Source organism: Iodobacter sp. (assembly GCF_025352645.1).
In the GTDB taxonomy this organism is placed as follows: domain Bacteria; phylum Pseudomonadota; class Gammaproteobacteria; order Burkholderiales; family Chitinibacteraceae; genus Iodobacter.
Window position 1 is genome coordinate 12,977 of sequence record NZ_JANXSO010000040.1, and the last position, 21,158, is coordinate 34,134.

Here is a 21,158-nt window from a genome sequence, read left to right on the forward strand (position 1 = left end):
TTGGCATTCATTTAATTATTCAAAGAATACCCCGTTTGCTCCCATTTCTCGTGATGCTCACGGATCAGCTGAACAGCATCTTCAATGGTATCGACTACAATTGGGATTTGCATATCGACTTCACTCGCTAGCCCTGCGTTATTTTCTACCATATAACGCCGAGCCCAATCTACCTGCTCGTGCCACATTTCGCCGACTAAAATCAAAGGCGTGTCATACAATTTACGCACCTGAATTAACTGCCACACCATGGCTAATTCTAATAAAGTGCCAATACCGCCGGATGTCACAATAAACGCATTAGAGCGCAAAATAAAATGGTGTAAACGTGAAAAAAATGTTTTGTGCTCATAAACTTTGCCAACAAAATCATTCACATTTTGTTCAAAATCTAAATCAACCCGAATCCCCACTGATGCCTCTGGTCGATCAGGCGCACCATCACGTGCGCCTTCATTAGCAGCCTGCATTAAACCTGGGCCACCTCCAGTAACAATACGGCAGCCCATGGCGGCTAATTCACTAGCAAGTTGTTTAACCGCTTCATAGGCTGCCGAGCCTTCTTGAATGCGGGCTGAGCCAAAAATAGTGACGTGATAATCAGGCGTATGCGCAGGGCGCAGGCGGGCCAATTCATCCACTACATCCCAAAGCTTAAGCACGGCATCACCCACGATATCCAGCGCTTGCTCGTCATCAATCACACCAATCGGCTTATTATTTGGATTTATCATTTTTTATATCCTACGCGGCCAATAAAATGGAATGTGCAGTCTACACTAGGTAATTATGGGTCAGCTAAGTGTAATTTTCCCAATAATAATGGAGGATCTTTTACTTTATATCGGCACAGATTAACTTTATTTAAATAAAATAAAGCCCACACAGCCAAAGGCTTTGTGGGCTTTAGATAAAAGCACTATAAAACTAAGAAATAATCACCCCTGAATACGGAATGTACGCGGGAATGGTGTATTACTTTGTGGGCCAAACCAGCGGTTAAAGATTAACTCTGCCTCACCGGTTTTTTCAGTTTCAAGCAATGTTTCATTAACTAGATTAAGTAAACGCTTTTCATTTAACTTAACGGCAATAGAAAGAATTTCAGTAGCATTAGAATAACTAGAAATCTCATACTGTGCTTTGGTGGTCATGTTATTTAATGCGCCCGCTAAAGTAGGCTCATCATCCATCACCACATCCACACCGCCCTGCTCTAAAGAACGCACCGCATTTGAAATATCAGCAAATGCAGTGATATGCGCCTTAGGGTAAAGTTTTTTAGCAAGCTCTTCACCCGTTGTGCCGCTAGAAACCGCAATGCGTAATTTAGCTAAAGACTCTGAATTAGGATATTTACCCTTTTTATTTAAAGCTTTTTGCGCGGCAACAAAATAACCAATGCTGCACGCCACTTCACGCTCACGCTCAGGCGTTTTGGTGAATGCAGCCACAATCACATCCACCTTGCCTGACTTTACGCTGGGAATACGCTCAGCGGGGTTCACATCCTGCACCACCAGTTTGACACCCAGCTTTTTGGCAATGGCTGCAGCAAAATCAACGTCATAGCCTGAAACAGTGTGATTTTTATTTCTTTGCCCAAACGGGGGAACGTCTGCCGAAACCCCCGCCACCAAGGTACCTCGAGCCTTAATCGTATCAATTAAATCGGCGTGGGCCAGTACGCTACAAACACTCAAAAAACCAGCCAGAATTAATCGTTGCATAAGCAAGCTCCAGACTATTGATGCATCAAGATCGCATCATTGCCATATCAGATAAGAAGAATCTGATCTTAAAGCGCTTTAGCTTGACCTCTATACTGCGATAATCTCCAACTGCACTAAGTAAGAATTTGTGCGTATATAAAACAGCAGTAAAATAAGTAAAAACACTTACCTAAACGCTCGTTTTATTACATTAATATGAAAAATTCCTTCAGCAACCTCCATAATAAATGAGGCAAAGTGTTGCTAAATTACCCACGAATCTTAAACGTGCGGGGAAATGGCGTTGCTGTTTGTGGCCCAAACCATTGGTTAAAAATACGCTCTGCTTCGCCAGTGTTTTCCATTTCAAGCAAAGTTTCGTTAATGATATTCATTAAGCGCTTTTCACCAAGCCTAGCGGCAATAGCATAAATCTCTGTGGCATTGGCATAACTCGATAATTCAAACTGTGCCTTGTTAGACATTTGGCTTAGATTACGTGCAAGCGATGGCTCATCATCCACTACTGCATCAATTTTTCCCTCTTCTAAGAAACGCACCGCCTCAGGAATATCATCAAAGGCAACGACCGTGGCTTTAGGGTAGAGCTTGCGAACCAAATCAGCACCAGTTGTCCCACGCGCTACACCAATATTAGCCTTAACTAAGGATTCTGGAGTTGGAAACCTCCCTTTCTTAGACAGTACTTTTTGTGCCGCAACAAAGTAGCCACTGCTGCAATTTACTTCACGCTCGCGCTCAGGCGTTTTAGTAAATGTTGCGACCAAAATATCGACCTTAGCTGTTTTAACGGCAGAGATACGCTCGCTTGGATCCAAATTGAGCACCACCAATTTAACGCCCAGCTTTTTAGCGATTGCTCCAGCAAAATCAACGTCATAACCAGAAACCGTTTGATTTTTATTTCTTTGTCCAAACGGTGGAATATCAGCCCGCACCCCAGCCAACAAAGAGCCACGGGTCTTAATGGTATCCACCAAATCAGCATGCGCCAGCATGCTACAAGTGCTAAGCAAAGCGGCTAAGAATAATTTTTTCATTTAAAGCTCCAAGTATGCAAATTACTACTAAAGATTGTTTTATGGATTATAAGAATTTAATTATATAGCATAGTAGCAAGTGGGTTTATACCATTAGCAAGGGCTAAGGCACATACATCAAACTAGCAGTGTAGTCAGTGATTCATCATAGAATTTGCAAAAAACAAGAAGAAAAATACGCGACAAAGGATATATCAAGCCCAATCCTATCAACTTAAGAAAAATATCACCGTAGGGCGGGGAGCAACATCGCTCGTGGGTTTCAGCCCCATTAGGAACCGCAGGTTGCTTAAGTTGATAGAATCGGTATCAAATATCCCCATTGTATGAAGATAAGCAGAATAAACCTGCCCAAACTGATCAAGGTACTCTATTAAAAATAGCGTTTATTTCGCAGTATAGCGACGCGCTAATTGAAAAATAACTAAGGCGTGCAGAGGCCAAGGCAATATAAATCAGAAGACTAGGCGGAAAGTAGATCAAGAAATCAAACCATATCCAGCAGAATAGCTGAACGATGACAACTACAAGTATTTTAGAGGGACTGAGCATAAAAAAGCGTTTGTCACGACACCGCGACAAACGCCATTTTTTTAGTAGTAAAGCTAGCAGGCTTTACTGGCATAGCACTTAGCTTACTGCCAGCTATTTATACCACCAAGTCAGCAATAATCCCGCCAACAGCGCTGCAATCACCCCCAGCAGCCAGTTGCGCTTTTTTTGTTCCCACATCAGGCCGCTATAACCTGCCATCAATAGCTCGGTATGGTTTTGATCGAGCAGCTCGCCTAATTTACGTGGCAGCATGGGCAGTAAGGCGGCCCATTGCGGCGCTTCTTTTTTTAGATTACGCAGCATGCCACGCCAGCCAATTTGCTCGTGCATCCAGCGCTCTAAAAACGGCATAGCCGTTTGCCACAGATCTAGATCTGGATCAAGCTGACGGCCTAAGCCTTCGATATTCAGCAGCGTTTTTTGCAACAGCACCAGCTGCGGCTGGATTTCTACATTAAAGCGGCGCGAGGTTTCAAATAGACGCAGCAGCACTTGGCCAAAAGAAATTTGCGACAGCGGCTTGTTAAAAATAGGCTCGCAAACGGTGCGTACTGCCGCTTCTAACTCTTCCACTCGTGTGTCTTTAGGCACCCAGCCCGATTCAATATGCGCAGTGGCAACACGATGGTAATCACGATTAAAGAAGGCTAAAAAGTTAATCGCCAGATACTGCTTATCGCTGTCTGATAAGGTGCCGATAATGCCAAAATCCAGCGCAATATAGCGATTATCCGCCGCCACTAAAATATTGCCGGGGTGCATATCGGCATGAAAAAACCCATCTCGAAACACTTGGGTAAAAAAGATTTCTACCCCAAAGCGCGACAGTTTTTTTAAATCCATTCCTGCTGCCAGCAACTGATCGATACGCCCGACGGGGATGCCATCCATCCACTCCATCACAAACACATTACGCGCACAAAAATCATAGAAAACTTCTGGCACCAAAAGCTGTGGAGAGTTTAAAAAATTACGGCGTAACTGGCTGGCATTGGCCGCTTCACGCATTAAATCTAGCTCGTCGTGCAGATAGCGATCAAACTCCGCCACCACTTCTCTGGGGCGTAAACGCTTGCCGTCGGCAGAAAGCTTTTCAAGTAGCCACGCCATAACCCCCATCAGCGCCAAATCAGATTCAATCACCGGCAAGATATCAGGCCGTAAGACTTTTACCGCCACCTGCTGGCCATTATGTAAACGTGCCTTATGCACCTGCGCCACCGAGGCGCTAGCCACCGGCGTGTGATCAAATTCAGCAAATAGTTCAGCCAATTTACGGCCTAAGCTCGCCTCAATCACCGCCACTGCCGTAGCCGCAGCAAAGGGCGGCACATCATCTTGTAGTTTCGCCAGCTCATCGGCAACATCCAGCGGCATTAAATCGCGGCGGGTGGATAAAACTTGGCCAAACTTGACAAAAATTGGCCCCAACTCTTGCAGCGCCAGCCGCAAACGAAGCGCCCTTGGCGCGCTCAGATCACGGCTAGAGAGTAAGGATTGAATCAGCTTACCCAAGCCACGCACCCGCTCATGGCCGAGTAAAAACTCATCCAGACCATAGCCAAAAACCACACGGACAATTTTAATTAAACGAGAAAGACGCATGAAGGCAACTTAGAATTAAATTGGGGATAGGGCAAAAAACCCAAACCTTGAAGCACGGAGGAAAAGGAGAACACGGAGAAAGACAAAAAAATTAAACAACAACTTCATAGTAAGCTATGAAAGGTTTTCTCCGTGAAACTCCCTGTCCTCTATGCCCTCCGTGGTTCAAGACTTGAGTTTATTCAGTATTTTTTTCACAGAACTGTAGCCGTTTTTCCAGCCTAGCCAACGCATCACGTAATTCATCGACTTCATTGCAAAACTGATTCACATCGCGCTTATGTGCCAACAGTGGGGCTTCGTCACGCCAGTATTCGGCCAAATTAACCACCAATCTTGAACCCATCGTGCCAGGGATACCGCCCACTCTGCCTGCAATGCTCACCAGTCTTTGCGTCGCCACATCACCAATCAGCTTGGATAATTCTTCTGCCGCATCCCAACGCAAGCCACTCAGCACATGGCCGATGCGGCTGCCTAGCTCGCCGTCGCCACTCAGGCGCACATGGCGGGCGGCGGCAGTTTTATCCCGCATGCGGTGAGTGAAAAAGCTTAAAGGCAAATCAAGCGTGGCTTCTGCTTCGGCCTTGCTTTCTGCCAAACGGCCGTCATTCATCAGTACCAGCGTTTCGCTCACCAAGGGTAAAGAAACCTTGATGCTACGGCCAGCAAACTGCGCCAGCTCCGCCCTACTCGCTGCATCTTCTGCCAAAAGGCGATTAAGTACGGCAGCCAGTAACATCAGATTTTTATCCCTTTATGCAGGGCAACCACACCACCGGTCATATTATGAAAATCAACGCGGCCAAAACCAGCGTCTTTCATCATTTGCTTTAAGGTTTCTTGATCTGGGTGCATACGTATCGATTCCGCCAAATACTGGTAAGAATCTGCATCGTTAGCCACCAGCTTGCCCATAAATGGTAGCAATTTAAACGAGTAGATATCGTAAGCTGGCTTTAAAGGAGCCCAAACTTTAGAGAACTCCAGCACCAACAAGCGCCCGCCTGGCTTTAAGACGCGGCACATTTCGGCCAGCGCCACATCTTTGTGCGTCATATTTCTCAGGCCAAAGGCTACCGAAACACAGTCAAAATAATTGTCTGGAAACGGCAGTTTCTCTGCATCGCACTGCGCCACCGGCAATGCATAGCCCTGATCCAATAGCCGATCACGCCCTACACCCAGCATCGAGCTATTAATATCGGTTAGCCATACTTGGCCGGTTTTGCCCACTTTTTTAGCAAAAGCTTTAGATAAATCGCCCGTACCACCGGCAATATCCAGCACCTTATCGCCGGCTTTCACACCACTGGTTTCAATGGTAAAAAATTTCCAGATGCGGTGTAAACCACCTGACATCAAGTCATTCATCACATCGTATTTTTTAGCCACCGAATGAAAAACCTCAGCGACTTTTTGCGCTTTTTCAGACTCATTCACCGTTTTAAAACCAAAATGGGTACTTGGATCAGTCATTTTTAAACTCTCACAATATTTGTTCTTTAACTTTATGGCTGACAATTAAGCCCGCGCAGCCCCTGCCAGCTCTAAACGCGCTAGATAATCTTGCCAGTTGGCTTCCTTATTACGGCCCAGCTCATAGAGGTGGTCCCAAGAATACAGCCCTGAATCATGGCCATCATCAAATACCAATTTTACTGCGTAGTTGCCCACGGGGGCGATATCGACAATATTGACGCCTTGCTTACCTACTTGCAGTGTGCCGGGCCCAGCGCCGTGGCCACGCACTTCGGCAGAGGGGCTAAACACCCTTAGGTATTCGCAAGATAAATCAAAATGACAGCCATCATCAAAGTGAATCTCTAGTATTTTAGAGGCTTGATGCAGTTTAATTTCGCTGGGTTGCGGGGTTGTTGCGCTAAGTCCGGCCATTGGTAACGACGCTCTTGAATGAACCCTTGCATGATACCCCGCTTCAGGACTTTGCTGTCAGCAGCATGCAGGCTGTTAATTTACTTTTGAGTGTGAAAAATACGCCACTGTAATTTAAAATAAGACCACTTCTTTACGACTTGTAATATTAAAGACATATTGAGGCCTTAATCTTGCAACAAATGTGGAACTTTATTCCGCGAGGTCAATCGCTATGCCTGCAAATATTTTACTTGTTGAAGACGAACCCGCCATTCAAGAGCTGATTGCTTTCAATCTGTCTCAAGCAGGGCACCATGTGATGCGCGCTGATTCTGCAGAAAGTGCGCAAAATATCGTCCGCAATGCCCTACCTGATTTGATTTTGCTCGATTGGATGCTACCTGGCATGACTGGGATTGATTTTGCTAAAAAGCTGCGCGCAGAAGAGCGCACTCGGCAGATTCCTTTGATCATGCTCACCGCCCGCTCGGACGAGCAAGATAAAGTAATCGGCCTAGAAACTGGCGCTGATGATTACATTACCAAACCATTTAGCCCACGTGAGCTGCAAGCGCGCATTAAGGCTGTGCTGCGCCGCCGCGCGCCGCAAATTACCGATGATACCGTTGAAGTACAGGGCCTGCGCCTAGACCCTGCCACGCACCGCGTAACCGGCAATGGCGACACCATTGATCTGGGGCCAACAGAATTCCGGCTACTACATTTCTTTATGACCCACCCAGAGCGAGTGCATTCACGCGCACAATTGCTTGATCATGTTTGGGGCGATCATGTATTTGTGGAAGAACGCACGGTAGACGTGCATATTCGACGCTTGCGTTCGGCGCTGGAATCAACCAGTTTTGATCGTCTAATCCAAACCGTACGTGGTACAGGCTATCGGCTTTCTGCACATAATAATTAAGCCTAAGGTAAATACCAGGCCTCAAGCTGAGATATACTTACATAAAGCTTTTAAAGATAATTAGCTTAGAAACGACGAATGATTTATAGCCTTGCATGAGTAAGCGCTTTCCCTTTGGAACAAATCTAAATGCTTTGGCTACGCTCTCTGATTCATTATTTGGTAATGGCGCTATTTTCTGCGGCAATCGGTGGAATCCATGGCTTGCTATATGGCATGGCAACCGCAATTGGGCTGTTATCGCTATCGGTTTTGTACCACTTAATTAATCTTGGCCGCTTACACCGTTGGGTAGAAAACTCCCGCGTTGATAATGTACCCAGCGGTATTTTGATTTGGCAGGAAGTATTTGATCGGGTTTACAACCAGGTACGCCTGCAAAGCAAAATTAAAGAGCGCCTCACCAATACGCTGGATCGTTTTACCAATGCCAGTGAAGCGCTACCCGATGGCGTGGTGATTTTAGATGAGCACGATCGCATCGAATGGTGCAATCGTTCGGCGGCGCAACATATGGCCATCAACCGCGTCAGCGATGTGTGGCAAGTAATTAGCAATATTGTTCGCCATCCTTCGCTGCGCGAATACTTACGCAGTCAAGATTTTGCCCATCCGCTGGTTTTACATACACATAGGCCACAAGAGCAGGTGTTATCAGTGCAACTGGTTCCTTTTGATTCAAGCCGCAAGCTGCTGTTATCCCGTGATATCACCCAGCTTGATCGCGTACAAACTGTACACCGTGATTTTGTTGCCAATGTATCGCATGAGCTACGCACGCCGCTCACCGTAGTGGGCGGCTTTATCGAAACCATGATCGATATGCCTGACACGGATGCCAATATACGTCGCCAGCATTTACAGCTGATGTACGATCAAACACAGCGTATGCAACGTTTGGTTGACGATTTACTGACGCTCTCTCGCCTAGAAAGTGGCCAGCAAATGCGTGAGGAAGAAGTAGATATCCCACAGCTTATGCGCCTACTCGCTGCCGAAGCCGAAGGCCTATCCCAAGGCCGCCATATTGTAGCCATTGGCCAACTCGACTCAATCCGTTTGATTGGCAATCACGACGAGCTGCATTCTGCCTTTGGCAATTTGGTTTCTAACGCGATTCGCTACACCCCAAATGAAGGCAAAATTACGCTGGCTTGGAATCTGGTTGACGAGCACGGCGTATTTAGCGTGCAAGATTCGGGCATCGGCATTTCCCCCGAACATGTACCCCGCCTTACTGAGCGTTTTTACCGAGTAGACCGTGGTAGATCGCGCTCTACTGGTGGCACAGGTTTAGGCTTAGCCATTGTGAAACACATTATTCAACGCCATCAAGCTCAGCTGGTTGTGCAATCACAGGCGGGCATCGGCAGCCAGTTTGCGGTGAAGTTTCCACCACAGCGAGTCATTAAATAACAGGGGTTAGCCAGCTAATTAAATCGTCCACGAAACACACAAAAATTACGAACTATAAAGCAGTGCCTAGTAAGCGGCTTAGCTCAGCTGATTGAATCGTCATTCCCGCGAAGGCGGGAATCCAGCCTTGCAGCGGTAAAAACGCTCAGAGATGACGATTTTCTTGCATTTAATGTTTGAAATTATTTTTGTTGAGCTAGCTAGGGTCTGTTGACGTTTTATTCACAATTGCGCTGAGCGAGGAAACATAATCAGGTAAAGCTTTTTTCGTGGACAAAAACACACCACCAACACCACCTTCTGCAGCGCTTTTAAAACTTATCCCACTGTCAACCTTCATGAAGCTTAAAAAATAGTAATAATTATTGCGTGATGACAAATGCTAAATCATGGGGGATAGGGGATAATTTGCTACTGAGCATTACTTTTCTTCTATCTCTTTATTTGAGGTGTCACCCCCATGAGCAAAATCGCAGCCATTAAGCCCCTAGGTCAAAGCATCTGGTTGGATAATTTATCGCGTGGTCTGATTCAATCTGGCGATCTTGCCAAGATTTTGAAAGAAGACGGCATTGTGGGGGTGACATCTAACCCAGCGATTTTCTTCAAATCCATCAGCTCCGATCCGCTTTACACTGGTGATCTAGCCGAATTAAAAAAACAAAACCTCACAGCAGAACAACGCTATGAAGCGCTAGTGATCCCAGATTTACAAGCCGCTTGCGATGTAACCCGTGCCATTTACGATGAAACCAAGGGTAAAGACGGCTACGTATCACTAGAAGTTTCCCCAACGCTATCGCACGATGCAGTAGGCACCATCAGCAACGCCAAGCGTTTGTGGGCGGCTATTGATCGCCCTAATCTGATGATCAAAGTACCCGCCACCTCTGCCGGCGTAATCGCCATTGAAGAGCTGATTGCCTCTGGCCTGAATATCAACGTTACGTTGATGTTTAACCTGAAACACGTTGATGAAGTGCTCACCGCCTATATCCGTGGCCTAGAAGCCCGTGTTGCAGCTGGCCTGCCGGTAGATCACGTACACGCCGTAGCATCGGTATTTCTCTCCCGTGTAGACAGCCTGATCGATCCACAACTAGAAGCGCTTGGCACCCCAGAAGCGCTAGCTTTGCGTGGGACCGTGGCCAAATCATTTGTAAAAGTTTCTTACGAGCATTACAAAAAGCTCTTCCACGGCACTCGCTTTGCAGCACTAAAAGCACTGGGCGCAAACCCACAACGCATGCTGTGGGCTTCTACCGGCACCAAAAACAAAGCCTATAGTGATGTGATGTACGTGGCAGATCTGATCGGCCCAGAAACAGTTAACACCGTACCAGACGCCACACTCGATCTATTCCGCGACCACGGCGTAGCCGCGCTGACGCTTGAAACAGGAACAGACCAAGCCATCGCCAATCTGGCCGCGCTGCGCAAACTGGGCATTAACTACAATCTGCAAGGCGAGCAGCTACAAACCGAAGGCCTGAAGCAATTTGATGATGCCTTTGTAAAACTACTAGCTCTGACTGCTTAATTATTTTTGAATTAAAAAAAGCACACCCCAAGAATATTCGGGTGTGCTTTTTTTATCGACTCAATAAAACCACGACAACAATTGTAAGGTGGGCACCCGTGCCCACGCGGGCAGTGCTCATTAACGTGCACGATACCCATTAAAACCAGCACGTGGGCAGCGCCCCAACCCTATCAACTTAGCTATTTATCATAACGCATACACAAATATTGAATTATCGTAGGGTGGGTGCAACCCCTACGAATGGCCTATTGCTTAAGTTGATAGGATTGGGCTGCGCCCACCCTACACGTCAAGAAAGTTGTTTAGATTTACGCAGCAGCAAATAAACCAAATACGCCATCAACAATACCGGTAGCAAAGACAGCAGCGCCGGTATCATGCACGCCGCCACCACCACCACTCCAATAAACAATAGAAAAGCCGCAAGGCCTGCAAAGACAAAAAATAAAATGACACCTACCAATAATAAAACCGGTAAAGCAATCAGGGCATCTGCACCATCGGCGGCCCATTCCCAACTCCCATTGTCCCCAGTCATTTGAATATTTAAACCGTGGTTAAAATAATCCGCGCCCAAGTAAACGCCAAGTAACACCAGTAGCAATCCAATCAGTATATTTTTCATTTTTAGCCCCAGAACAACGCCGTTGGAATAAGACGAGTATCTTCCGTATTGGCGCAGTTTTAAACAGCAGAGAGACAGATTGTAATTTGTTGCGGCCAGAACGTGAAATATGCGGGGCGAGATGCAAAGCCATCGCTGCCTGCATATATACTGACATCATCCTTGCCTGAAGAGCAGCAATAATGAAACGACTTTTGCAACTCGCCTTGCCCCTCTGGCAATGGCTGCACCGTGCCGCAGCTTTTGTGCTCACCTTCCTCTTTGGTCAGGTGAACTGGCAGGCGCCGCGCTGGTTGCAAAAGCTGGCGCTGGGGCTAGAAGCCGCAATGCGCTGGATGCGGGCCAAGCCCAAGCAGGCGGGGATTGCTGTGTTGGCTTTTGCGCTGATGGCAACGGGTGGAACAATGGGCTGGCGCTGGTATCAGGCTCAGCCTAAGCCGCAGCGGGTGAGCTATGTGGTAACTGCCCCAGCCTTAACGCCTTATGACGATAAAGATCGGCCACAGCCGCTACCGCTGGTGGTGGAGTTCAACGAATCTGCTGCACCGCTTAAGCAAATTGATAAGCCAGCAGGTGAAGGCGTGAAGCTCTCCCCTGCTATGGCGGGCAGCTGGGTTTGGGAAGGCGATAGAAAGCTGGTGTTTCAGCCCAAGGCCGATTGGCCGGTAGATGCGGAGTTTGAAGTATCGCTGGCTAAGAAAAACCTGCTGGCAGAAAGCGTAAAGCTTGAGGAATATAGTTTTACTTTTAAAACCGCGCCCTTTGCCGCCAATGTGGCCGAGGCACGTTTTTACCAAGACCCAAGGGATGCCAATCTTAAAAAACTAGTCGCTACCCTGCACTTTAGCCATCCGGTTGACCCAGCCAGCATTCAAAAAAACATCAGCCTAAAGCTTGGCGGTGGGCTGAGCTATCAAAGCGATAAAGTGTCGCCTTATTCAATCAACTTTGATAAAGCTAAGCTGAACGCGTTTATTCATTCCGCCCCACTGACCGTGCCTAAAGAAGACAGCGATATTCTGCTTACTTTGGCAAAAGGCGCGAAAGCTACCCAAGGTGGCAACGCACTCGATGCAGATTTAGACAGCAAGATCAGCGTACCTGGCCTCTACAGCCTGCGCTTTGATAATGTGCAAATGCTGCTGGCCGATAACGAGCGCTACGAGCCAGAACAAGTAGTGATGATATCCAGCAATGTGCCGGTATCTGAGGTGGCGCTAAAAGGCAAAGTGCATGCTTGGCTACTGCCAGAATACCCGCCCAATACACCTAAAGAAGATCAGCATGGGGTGTATCAATGGGGGGCTAGTCAGGTTGGCAAGGCACAGCTTACGACAGAGCTAGCGCTCAAACCCCTGCCCGCCGCCGATGAGTTTGGCACGATGCATAGCTGGCGCTTCTCCGCCCCAGTTGGGCGCTCGGTGTTTTTGCAGGTGGATGCCGGTGTGCAGGCGTTTGGCGGCTATCAATCTGGCAAGATCATGAGCCGTGTGTTTCAGGTAGCGCCTTACCCTAAGGCAGTGAAGCTGCTATCCGATGGCGCGCTGCTTTCTATGGCTTCAGATAAAAAAATCGCCTTTGTGGCGCGTGGCCTGCCTGGGGTAAGAATTGAGGTGGGGCGCTTATTACCTAACCAACTGCACCATTTAGTTGACCAAAGCAGCGGCAACTTTGCCAAGCCCGAGATCGCCGATCAGTATTTAGATACCCTCGTCGAGCGCTTTACCGAAGAGCGCACCCTGCCTGCCACCGAGCCGGGCAAGCCTTACTACGACAGCATTGATCTAACCCGCTATTTGGCGGATAAAACGGGGAGCCGTCGCGGCGTATTTATGCTGAAGCTCACGCCTTTTGACCCCAAGCACCCTAAAAACCGTGATGAGGAAACCAGCGATAGCCACTTTATTTTGGTCTCTGATTTAGGCGTGCTAGCCAAAACCGCCGTGGATGGCAGCAATGATGTGTTTGTGCAGTCGATCTCTAGCGGCGATGCGGTGGATGGCGCAAAAATTGAGGTGATCGGCCGCAACGGGCTTACCGTGGCCAGTAGCCAAACTGACAGCAGTGGCCGTGCCCATCTACCTGCGCTCAAAGATTTAGCCCGCGAAAAAGCACCGCTGATGTATTTAGTCAGCAAGAGTGACGATGTATCATTTCTGCCGATGAATCGATACGATCGGCAGCTCAATCTATCGCGCTTTGATATTGGCGGCTTGGCCAATGCGGCATCGGCACAGCAATTATCTAGCTTTGTGTTTTCTGATCGCGGTATGTATCGCCCAGGCGAAACCGCGCATATCCACAGCATTACCCGCAGCGCCAATTGGGCGGGCAGTTTAGCGGGCCTGCCACTAGAAATTGAAATCACCGATCCACGTGGGCAAGTCGTCAAAAAAGAAAAAATAAAGCTCAGTAGTGCTGGCTTTGAAAGCATTGATTTTGCCAGCAGTGAAAGCGCGGCCACCGGCGATTACCAGATTGGTGTTTACCTCATCAAAGGCAAGAACGATCACGAGCAAATTGGCAGTGGCAGTATCAAGGTGAAAGAGTTTGAGCCAGATCGGATGAAAGTCAGCGCCACGCTGAGCAATGCACCCGTTGTCGGCTGGATTAAGCCGGAAGAGATCAAGGCCAATGTAAAAGTCATGCATTTATTTGGCAGCCCAGCGGGCGGGCGGCGAGTAGAGGGCGAGATGATCTTAACGCCTAGCGTGCCCACCTTTGCCGCCTTTGCCCAATATCGGTTTAGCGAGGCGGGCCAGCTTAAAGAGCCGTTTAGAGACGCACTGCCCAGCGCCACCAGCAACGATCAGGGGGACGCGGAGCTGAATCTGAATCTGGCGCGCTTTGCCAGATCCACCTACCAATTGCACCTAACCGCCCGTGCTTTTGAAGCGGGCAGTGGCCGTGGCGTGGCGGCAGAAAGTGCCGTACTGGTATCATCCGCCCCGTATTTACTTGGGGTAAAAAGCGATGGCGAGCTGACGTATATCCAGCGCAATGCCAAACGCGCCGCGCACTGGCTAGCGCTTGGCCCAGATCTCAAACCGATGTTGGCTGAGCAGCTCACTGTGAATTGGGTAGAGCGAAAATATGTGTCAGTGCTGGTGAAGCAGCCCGATGGCACATTCAAATATCAATCGCGTAAAAAGGAAATCAACCGCGATAGCAAGCCACTTAGCCTGCCCGCTGGAGGCAGCAATCTAAACCTGCCAACTGCCGAGCCGGGCGATTTTGCGCTGGTGCTGAGGGGGCCAGATGGTGCAGAGCTAAATCGTATCGAATACACCGTGGTGGGTGCGGCCAATATCGCCCGCTCCTTAGAGCGTAATGCCGAGCTGCAGCTCACCTTAAATAAGAAAGACTACAAGGCAGGTGAAGAGATCGAAGTCAATATCCGTGCGCCCTACACCGGCGCGGGGCTGATCACTATCGAGCGCGATAAAGTCTATGGCCACGTTTGGTTTAAGGCTGACACTACCAGCTCGGTGCAAAAAATCACCCTACCTAAAGACTTTGAAGGCAATGGCTATATCTCGGTGCAGTTTATCCGCAGCCCTAGCAGTGATGAAGTCTATATGAGCCCGCTTTCCTACGGCGTTGTGCCGTTTGCGGTGAATTTGGATGCCAGAAAGCTCGATGTCAAAATCGCCACCGCCAAAGAGGTCAAACCGGGGCAAAAGCTTGAGATGAAAGTCAGCAGCAATCAAGATGCCCGCGTGGTGGTGTTTGCGGTGGACGAAGGTATCTTGCAAGTGGCGCGTTATAGCACGCCTAAGCCACTGGACTTTTTCTTCCAAAAACGTGCCTTAGATGTACGCACCAGCCAGATTTTAGATTTAATCCTGCCAGAATTTGCAAGACTAATGCAAGGTGCAGCCCCCGGTGGGGATGCTGCGGGTGCGCTTGGCAAACACCTCAATCCATTTAAACGCAAACGCCAAGCCGCCGTAGCGTGGTGGTCTGGGCTAATCGACGTGGGGCCGCAGGGCAAAACGCTGAGTTACACCGTACCGGATACCTTTAACGGCAAATTACGGCTGATGGCCGTGGCGGTAACGGCAGATAAAATCGGCGTATTTGAAGGCGGCAGCGAGGTGCGCGGCGATTTAATCCTCAGCCCGAATGTGCCGTATACCCTTGCCCCCGGCGATGAATTTACCGTCAGCGTGGGGGTATTTAATAATCTACGTGCAGCAGGCACCGCCCCCGTGCAGCTAAAACTGGATGCGGATGCGGCCTTTACTTTACTCTCGCCCGCCCAACAAACACTGAATATCGCCAGCCAGCGTGAAGCCAGCACAGAGTTCCGCCTGCGTGCTAATGCCGTACTCGGCTCGGGCGGGCTACGCTTTACCGCCAGCAGTGGTGGCAAGCAAGGCATAGCCAGAGATGCCGTTAGCATTCGCCCCGCTGTGCCTTACTCCACCAAGCTGAGCGTGGGCCGCTTTGATAATGCCACGCAGGAAGTGGCGTTAAGCCGTGACTTATTTAAGGAGTATCGCAAGGTCAGTGCGGGCGTGGCTGGCTCGCCCTTAATCTGGGCTCAGGGCTTGGCGGTGTATCTAGAAAACTATGCTTATAGCTGCACCGAGCAAGCCATCAGCAAGGGCTTCCCTGCCCTGCTGTTGCCTAATTTAGATCGCAACAAAACGCAGAAAGTATTTAGCAATCTAAAGCAAACCTTGGCCGAGCGGCAGAATGATGACGGCAGCTTTGGCCTATGGGCTAGCAATCCAGATATCTCGCGCTTTGCTTCCGTTTACGCCGTGCATTATTTGGTTGAAGCCAAAGAGCGTGGCTTGCCGATTTCGGAGGATATGCTCAAACGAGCCAATAGCTGGCTAGAAACCCTCGCCACTGGCAGCAGCGAAAACCTAAGGGACGCCAGAGAGCGGGCCTACGCTATTTATCTGCTTAGCCGTCAAGGCGTAATGACCAGCGGCATGATTGCAGCACTGCAACAAGAGCTGGAAGCGCACCACGCTAAAGTCTGGCAACAAGACCTCACCGCCGCCTATTTAGCTGCCAGCTACAAGCTACTTAAGCAAGATTCTTTAGCCAACAAGCTATTTAAAACCGTGCCGTGGCTGATGATTGCTAAAGCCCCACCCAGCAGCGGCGAGAATTACTACAGCCCACTGGTACACGATGCTCAGCGGCTGTATCTGCTATCGCGCCACTTTAAAGAGCAGCTCAGCAGCGTGCCTTCCGCCGAGCTGGCGCAGCTGGGCAACGCCATCAGCGGCCAAAACTACCATTCGCTTTCTGCCGCGTATTTAATGCTGGGGCTGGAGGCCTATAGCAATAATGCAGGGGTATTTACGCTGGCCGAAGTGGATAAAGGCGGCAAGATCAGCAAGCTAGACAACACCGCGCTGCTTTCAAACACCGCTCACAGAGTACGCTTTGGCAAAGAAGGCGCCCTACCCGGCTTTTATCTACTCAGCGAAGCAGGCTTTGATAAGCAGCCACCCAAGGCAGCCATTAAGCAGGGGGTGGAAATCATCCGCGAATACACCGACCTTGCTGGCAAAGCCATTAGTAAAGTCAAAATTGGCGAAGAGTTTTTAGTACGCCTACGGCTGCGCGCTGAGCAAAACAGCGCGCAAATGGCCATTGTTGAGCTATTACCAGGCGGGGTAGAAATCGTGCCATCGCCTAAGGAAGAAGCCCCCGCTCAAGCCAGCACAGAAGGCGAGGGAGAAGGCGAAGCGCCACAACGCCCAGCTTGGCAGTCCCCGCTGGGTGAAAAGCAATCCAGCTGGCGGCCAGATTATCTTGATATGCGGGATGACAGAATCGTACTGTATGGCAACATCAGCAAAGACGCCGCCACCTTTGTCTACCGCCTACGTGCCACCCACGCGGGAGTCTTCACCAGCCCTGCGCCTTACGCACAAGGCATGTACAGCGCCCAACAAGGCCGAGGTGTGGCAGGCAAGCTGGAGATTGTGAAACCTTGAGTAGGCTGGGCACGATTTTGTGCCCACGCGTGGCAATGCTCTATGGCATGGCGCGTGGGCACACAAAACCTGCCCCCTTAGGAAGCTGTTAAAATACCGGCATGACGACCTCTATTGCCACTGCGGTTTCTGCAGAAATTATCATTAAAAAAAGCCGCTTTATTGCCCATATCCACCCCGTTACTGGCCGCGCGGAGGCACTGGCGCTGGTGGATGGATATTGGAAACAGCACCCCGAAGCCCGCCATGTTTGCTGGGCGCTACTGGCGGGTGGAGAATCGGGCATGAATGACGATGGCGAGCCATCCGGCACGGCGGCCAAGCCGATTATGAATGTCTTGCAACACAAGCATCTTGATGGCGTTTTAGGTGTGGTGGTGCGCTATTTTGGCGGGGTTAAGCTGGGCGCTGGCGGCTTAACCCGAGCCTATACCGATGCCACCGCCACCGCCCTGCTAGAAGCCGAATACATCACCAGCATCGCCCAAACCCAGCTTAAAATCGCCCTGCCTTTTAGCGAAGAAGGCCGCGTTCGCCGCTTTGTTACACAACATGGGGGGGAGGTATTAGGCGTGAACTACAGCAATATTGAAGCACTTTTACAGCTGCAACTGCCGCAAGATCAATCTGCCAACTTGCTACAAGAAATCAATAATCTTTGCGCTGGCCAGCTACGGCTTACAAGTAACTAGCAGCTCTACATACAACGCTTACCTTGCTCAGCAAAAGCGCATTGCACCTTTGAAATGAATTCTATTCGGCGTAGTGCGTCTGCCCCCTCCCCCCCAAAAAAACTTACCTGATTATTCTTCTTGCTCATTTCTGTCATTTACCTGAGATGATCGACATGGAGGGATATAAGCCGTAGGGGCGCTGCTTGCTGCGCCCTAGTTGAGCAGGGCGCGGCCTTCATTTTAAAACAAAACTCAGCATTTACTTAGAAAACATCGGCAAATAGCTGACACCTAGGGAAAGCACCTATGGGCGGGTGGCTTACATCGTTTCATCATCGTCTTAGAACGTAAGGGAACTTCAAAAAACTCATCTTTCATCATAAGACTGCGTTGTGCTTTAAACAATTCTCCTTATATATCAAATCTATGTAGCGACTATTTTTTCAAGCACGCCCTATCTTTATTGAACGGAGACGTTTTTAAAACCCTCTGTAGCACATTTAAAACAAAATAGTTTTAACAAGGGAAGGCTATGAATCATTTTAAAAAATGGGGAGTCTGGCTGCTGGTTGCACTGGGTGGTGCATTCTCGTTTGCCATGCTGGCCTTAAGCCGAGGCGAACACGTGAATGCCGTCTGGCTGGTGCTGGCCGCCATCTCCTGCTACAGCATTGCTTACCGTTTTTACTCTAAATTTATCGCCGAAAAAGTGTTCGAACTCGACGATAGCCGCCTTACGCCCGCCTACCGTCGTAACGATGGGCTAGATTATGTACCGACAAATAAATGGGTACTGTTCGGCCATCACTTTGCCGCCATTGCCGGTGCTGGCCCCTTAGTTGGGCCTATTTTGGCCGCGCAAATGGGCTTTTTACCTGGCACCATCTGGATTTTGGTTGGCGTGATGCTGGCTGGGGCGGTGCAGGATTTCTTAGTATTATTTATCTCTACCCGCCGCGATGGCCGCTCCCTAGGTGAGATGGCCAAACAAGAGCTTGGCCCCTTTGCTGGAGTAATTGTGATGCTGGGTGCGCTGGGTGTGATGATTATCATCTTGTCTGCACTGGCACTGGTGGTGGTTAAAGCCTTGGCTGAAAGCCCATGGGGCGTGTTCTCAATTGCCGCCACCATCCCTATTGCGCTGTTTATGGGCGTATATATGCGCTATATCCGCCCTGGCCGTATTGGCGAAATCTCGCTGATTGGCTTTGTGCTGATGATGGCAGCCATTGTGTATGGCGGTGATATTGCGGCCAACCCAGAGTGGGCACCACTGTTTACCATGCGCGGTACTGAGCTAACATGGGCCTTGATTATCTACGGCTTTATTGCCTCCGTTTTACCGGTGTGGTTGCTGCTGGCTCCGCGTGATTATCTATCTACCTTTTTAAAAATTGGCGTCATTGCTGGCTTAGCCGTAGGGATTGTATTTGCCGCGCCCGAGCTAAAAATGCCCGCAGTAAGCCGCTTTATTGACGGCAGCGGCCCCGTGTTTGCTGGTAGCTTATTTCCATTTTTGTTTATTACCATTGCTTGCGGCGCGATCTCTGGCTTTCATGCGCTGGTGGCATCCGGTACCACACCTAAGCTCATCGAAAAAGAAAGCCATATCCGCCTGATTGGCTACGGCTCCATGTTGATGGAATCCTTTGTAGCGCTGATGGCACTGATCTGCGCATCGGTACTTGATCCTGGCGTGTACTTTGCTATGAACTCACCAGCGGCGCTGATCGGCACTACCGTAGAGCACGCAGCAAGCGTGATCAATGGCTGGGGCTTTGTGATTACGCCAGAATACCTCACGCAAATTGCTAAAGATGTGGGCGAGCATTCAATTTTATCGCGAGCAGGTGGCGCGCCAACCTTTGCGGTAGGCATGGCCCATATCATCAGCACCATTACCGGCAGTACCGCCATGATGGGTTTCTGGTATCACTTTGCTATTTTATTTGAAGCGCTGTTTATTTTAACGGCAGTAGACGCAGGCACTCGCGCCTGCCGCTTTATGGTGCAGGATACCGTAGGCGTATTTATTCCTGGCTTAGCTAAAACCCAATCATGGGTCGGTAATTTAATCGGCACCGCCGTAGCCGTTGCTGGCTGGGGATTCTTTGTTTACCAAGGCGTAACCGATCCACTGGGTGGCATTAACACCCTGTGGCCGCTATTTGGTATTGGCAATCAAATGCTAGCGACGATGGCGCTGCTGCTGGGCACGGTTGTGATCTTTAAAATGAAGAAACAGCGCTATGCTTGGGTTACTCTACTACCCACCGTATGGCTGTTTATTACCTCGATGACGGCAGGCTGGCAAAAGATTTTCCATGAAAATCCAAAAATCGGCTTTCTGGCGCAGGCAAACCGCTTTAAGAGTGCCATTCATGACGGCACCCTGCTGGCCCCAGCAAAAAGCATTGCGGACATGGAAAGAATCGTCTTCAATAACCAGATCAACGCGGTGCTATGCAGCTTCTTTATGCTGGTTGCGATCACCATGCTAGTTGCAACCATTATTCAGATCCGCAAAGCACTGAATAATAAAGAAATATCGGTGCATGAAGTAGGTGGACCCTTAGCCACGGAGGTCGGCCATGCTTAAATTTTTACAGCCAGGATCAGCATTCAGAACCAACGCCAAGCGCGTGGTACAAACCTGCCGCCTGATGGTGGGCATCCACGATTATGATGCGTATCTGCTGCATATGCGCGAGCATCACCCAGAGATCGAGCCTAAAAACCGCGATGAATTTTATCGCTACTGCCTAGAGGCTCGCTTCCCAGGTGCAGGCAAAATCAGTAAGTGCCCTTGCTAAAACAGACGAGGGGCACAGCATGCCGTGCCCCTACTGATCCTCTTCTTCCCGCTTACGCTCTTTCACGATCTGCTTGCCGCGCTTTAGCCAAACAATCAACATGGTTGGCAAAAAGCCAAAAATAAAAAATATCGTTAAGCCTTTAGCAATGCTGCCTGCTACCGCAGAAAACATCAGCACCACGTATAAATAGCCAATCAAAATAATATACATTGCTGCTCCCCCAAATTGAAAAAAGCCCCGTTGTGAACTGACCCCAATTAGTTGGACAGTATAAAAGCTAGGTACTCAAGAGCTGGGTTCTGTATTGCACAGGACTCAGCCCTTTTAATTTCAGCTTGATTCGGTCGTGGTTATAGTAATGAATGTAATCCACGATGCCTTG

General features: G+C 49.2%; 17 protein-coding genes. 7 read left to right on the forward strand and 10 right to left on the reverse strand.

Annotated features, from left to right (window positions below; translation table 11 throughout):
* Positions 1-11 precede the first annotated feature (11 nt).
* From Q0R17_RS05440 to Q0R17_RS05470, 7 genes are all read right to left on the reverse strand, one after another.
* On the reverse strand, positions 12-734 hold the full coding sequence (locus Q0R17_RS05440; RefSeq protein WP_293932816.1) for an LOG family protein: 723 nt from the start codon (positions 732-734) through the stop codon (positions 12-14).
* Positions 735-938: 204 nt separating this feature from the next.
* A complete protein-coding gene (locus tag Q0R17_RS05445; protein WP_293932817.1) occupies positions 939-1,730 on the reverse strand; it encodes a transporter substrate-binding domain-containing protein in 792 nt (263 codons plus the stop codon).
* A 251-nt stretch (positions 1,731-1,981) separates the two neighbouring features.
* Positions 1,982-2,773 carry a transporter substrate-binding domain-containing protein gene (locus Q0R17_RS05450; RefSeq protein WP_293932818.1) on the reverse strand — a complete coding sequence of 264 codons (792 nt, stop codon included), beginning with the start codon at positions 2,771-2,773 and terminating at the stop codon, positions 1,982-1,984.
* 645 nt (positions 2,774-3,418) lie between these two features.
* A complete protein-coding gene (ubiB, locus tag Q0R17_RS05455) occupies positions 3,419-4,933 on the reverse strand; it encodes a ubiquinone biosynthesis regulatory protein kinase UbiB (protein ID WP_293932819.1) in 1,515 nt (504 codons plus the stop codon).
* A gap of 178 nt (positions 4,934-5,111) precedes the next feature.
* Complete coding sequence (locus Q0R17_RS05460; protein ID WP_293932820.1) at positions 5,112-5,675, reverse strand: SCP2 domain-containing protein; 564 nt, start codon at positions 5,673-5,675, stop codon at positions 5,112-5,114.
* Entirely contained in the window at positions 5,675-6,412 is a 738-nt protein-coding gene (gene ubiE / locus Q0R17_RS05465; protein WP_293932821.1) for a bifunctional demethylmenaquinone methyltransferase/2-methoxy-6-polyprenyl-1,4-benzoquinol methylase UbiE, read from the reverse strand. Before ubiE ends, Q0R17_RS05460 begins: the two co-directional genes overlap by 1 nt.
* A gap of 45 nt (positions 6,413-6,457) precedes the next feature.
* Positions 6,458-6,829 carry a DUF971 domain-containing protein gene (locus tag Q0R17_RS05470; RefSeq protein ID WP_293932822.1) on the reverse strand — a complete coding sequence of 124 codons (372 nt, stop codon included), beginning with the start codon at positions 6,827-6,829 and terminating at the stop codon, positions 6,458-6,460.
* Between the two features lie 214 nt (positions 6,830-7,043).
* Here Q0R17_RS05470 and phoB point away from each other — a divergent pair, with 214 nt between their 5' ends.
* The 3 genes from phoB (at position 7,044) to tal (ending at position 10,692) form a co-directional block, all read left to right on the forward strand.
* The gene (phoB, locus tag Q0R17_RS05475; RefSeq protein ID WP_293932823.1) at positions 7,044-7,736 is read left to right on the forward strand and encodes a phosphate regulon transcriptional regulator PhoB; all 693 of its coding nucleotides are present in this window, start codon (positions 7,044-7,046) and stop codon (positions 7,734-7,736) included.
* A 129-nt stretch (positions 7,737-7,865) separates the two neighbouring features.
* On the forward strand, positions 7,866-9,152 hold the full coding sequence (phoR, locus tag Q0R17_RS05480) for a phosphate regulon sensor histidine kinase PhoR (RefSeq protein ID WP_293932824.1): 1,287 nt from the start codon (positions 7,866-7,868) through the stop codon (positions 9,150-9,152).
* A 460-nt stretch (positions 9,153-9,612) separates the two neighbouring features.
* The gene (gene tal / locus Q0R17_RS05485) at positions 9,613-10,692 is read left to right on the forward strand and encodes a transaldolase (protein WP_293932825.1); all 1,080 of its coding nucleotides are present in this window, start codon (positions 9,613-9,615) and stop codon (positions 10,690-10,692) included.
* A 292-nt stretch (positions 10,693-10,984) separates the two neighbouring features.
* Here tal and Q0R17_RS05490 read toward each other — a convergent pair whose 3' ends face one another.
* Positions 10,985-11,320: a hypothetical protein gene (locus Q0R17_RS05490; RefSeq protein ID WP_293932826.1), complete on the reverse strand. Its 336-nt coding sequence runs from the start codon at positions 11,318-11,320 to the stop codon at positions 10,985-10,987.
* 182 nt (positions 11,321-11,502) lie between these two features.
* On the opposite strand from Q0R17_RS05490, the gene Q0R17_RS05495 reads away from it, so the two are divergent.
* The 4 genes from Q0R17_RS05495 to Q0R17_RS05510 all read left to right on the forward strand — a co-directional run bounded on the left by Q0R17_RS05495 (position 11,503) and on the right by Q0R17_RS05510 (position 20,773).
* Entirely contained in the window at positions 11,503-17,286 is a 5,784-nt protein-coding gene (locus Q0R17_RS05495) for an alpha-2-macroglobulin (RefSeq protein ID WP_293932827.1), read from the forward strand.
* A 101-nt stretch (positions 17,287-17,387) separates the two neighbouring features.
* On the forward strand, positions 17,388-17,978 hold the full coding sequence (locus Q0R17_RS05500) for a YigZ family protein (protein WP_293932828.1): 591 nt from the start codon (positions 17,388-17,390) through the stop codon (positions 17,976-17,978).
* Between the two features lie 514 nt (positions 17,979-18,492).
* A complete protein-coding gene (locus tag Q0R17_RS05505) occupies positions 18,493-20,559 on the forward strand; it encodes a carbon starvation CstA family protein (RefSeq protein ID WP_293932829.1) in 2,067 nt (688 codons plus the stop codon).
* Positions 20,552-20,773, forward strand: coding sequence for a YbdD/YjiX family protein (locus tag Q0R17_RS05510; RefSeq protein ID WP_293932830.1), 222 nt, complete (start codon positions 20,552-20,554; stop codon positions 20,771-20,773). Before Q0R17_RS05505 ends, Q0R17_RS05510 begins: the two co-directional genes overlap by 8 nt.
* A 30-nt stretch (positions 20,774-20,803) precedes the next feature.
* Here the strand turns inward: Q0R17_RS05510 and Q0R17_RS05515 are convergent, their stop codons facing one another.
* A complete protein-coding gene (locus tag Q0R17_RS05515; RefSeq protein WP_293932831.1) occupies positions 20,804-20,986 on the reverse strand; it encodes a hypothetical protein in 183 nt (60 codons plus the stop codon).
* Between the two features lie 67 nt (positions 20,987-21,053).
* A partial coding sequence (locus Q0R17_RS05520) for an IS3 family transposase (protein ID WP_293932832.1) occupies positions 21,054-21,158 on the reverse strand: 105 nt, incomplete at its 5' end.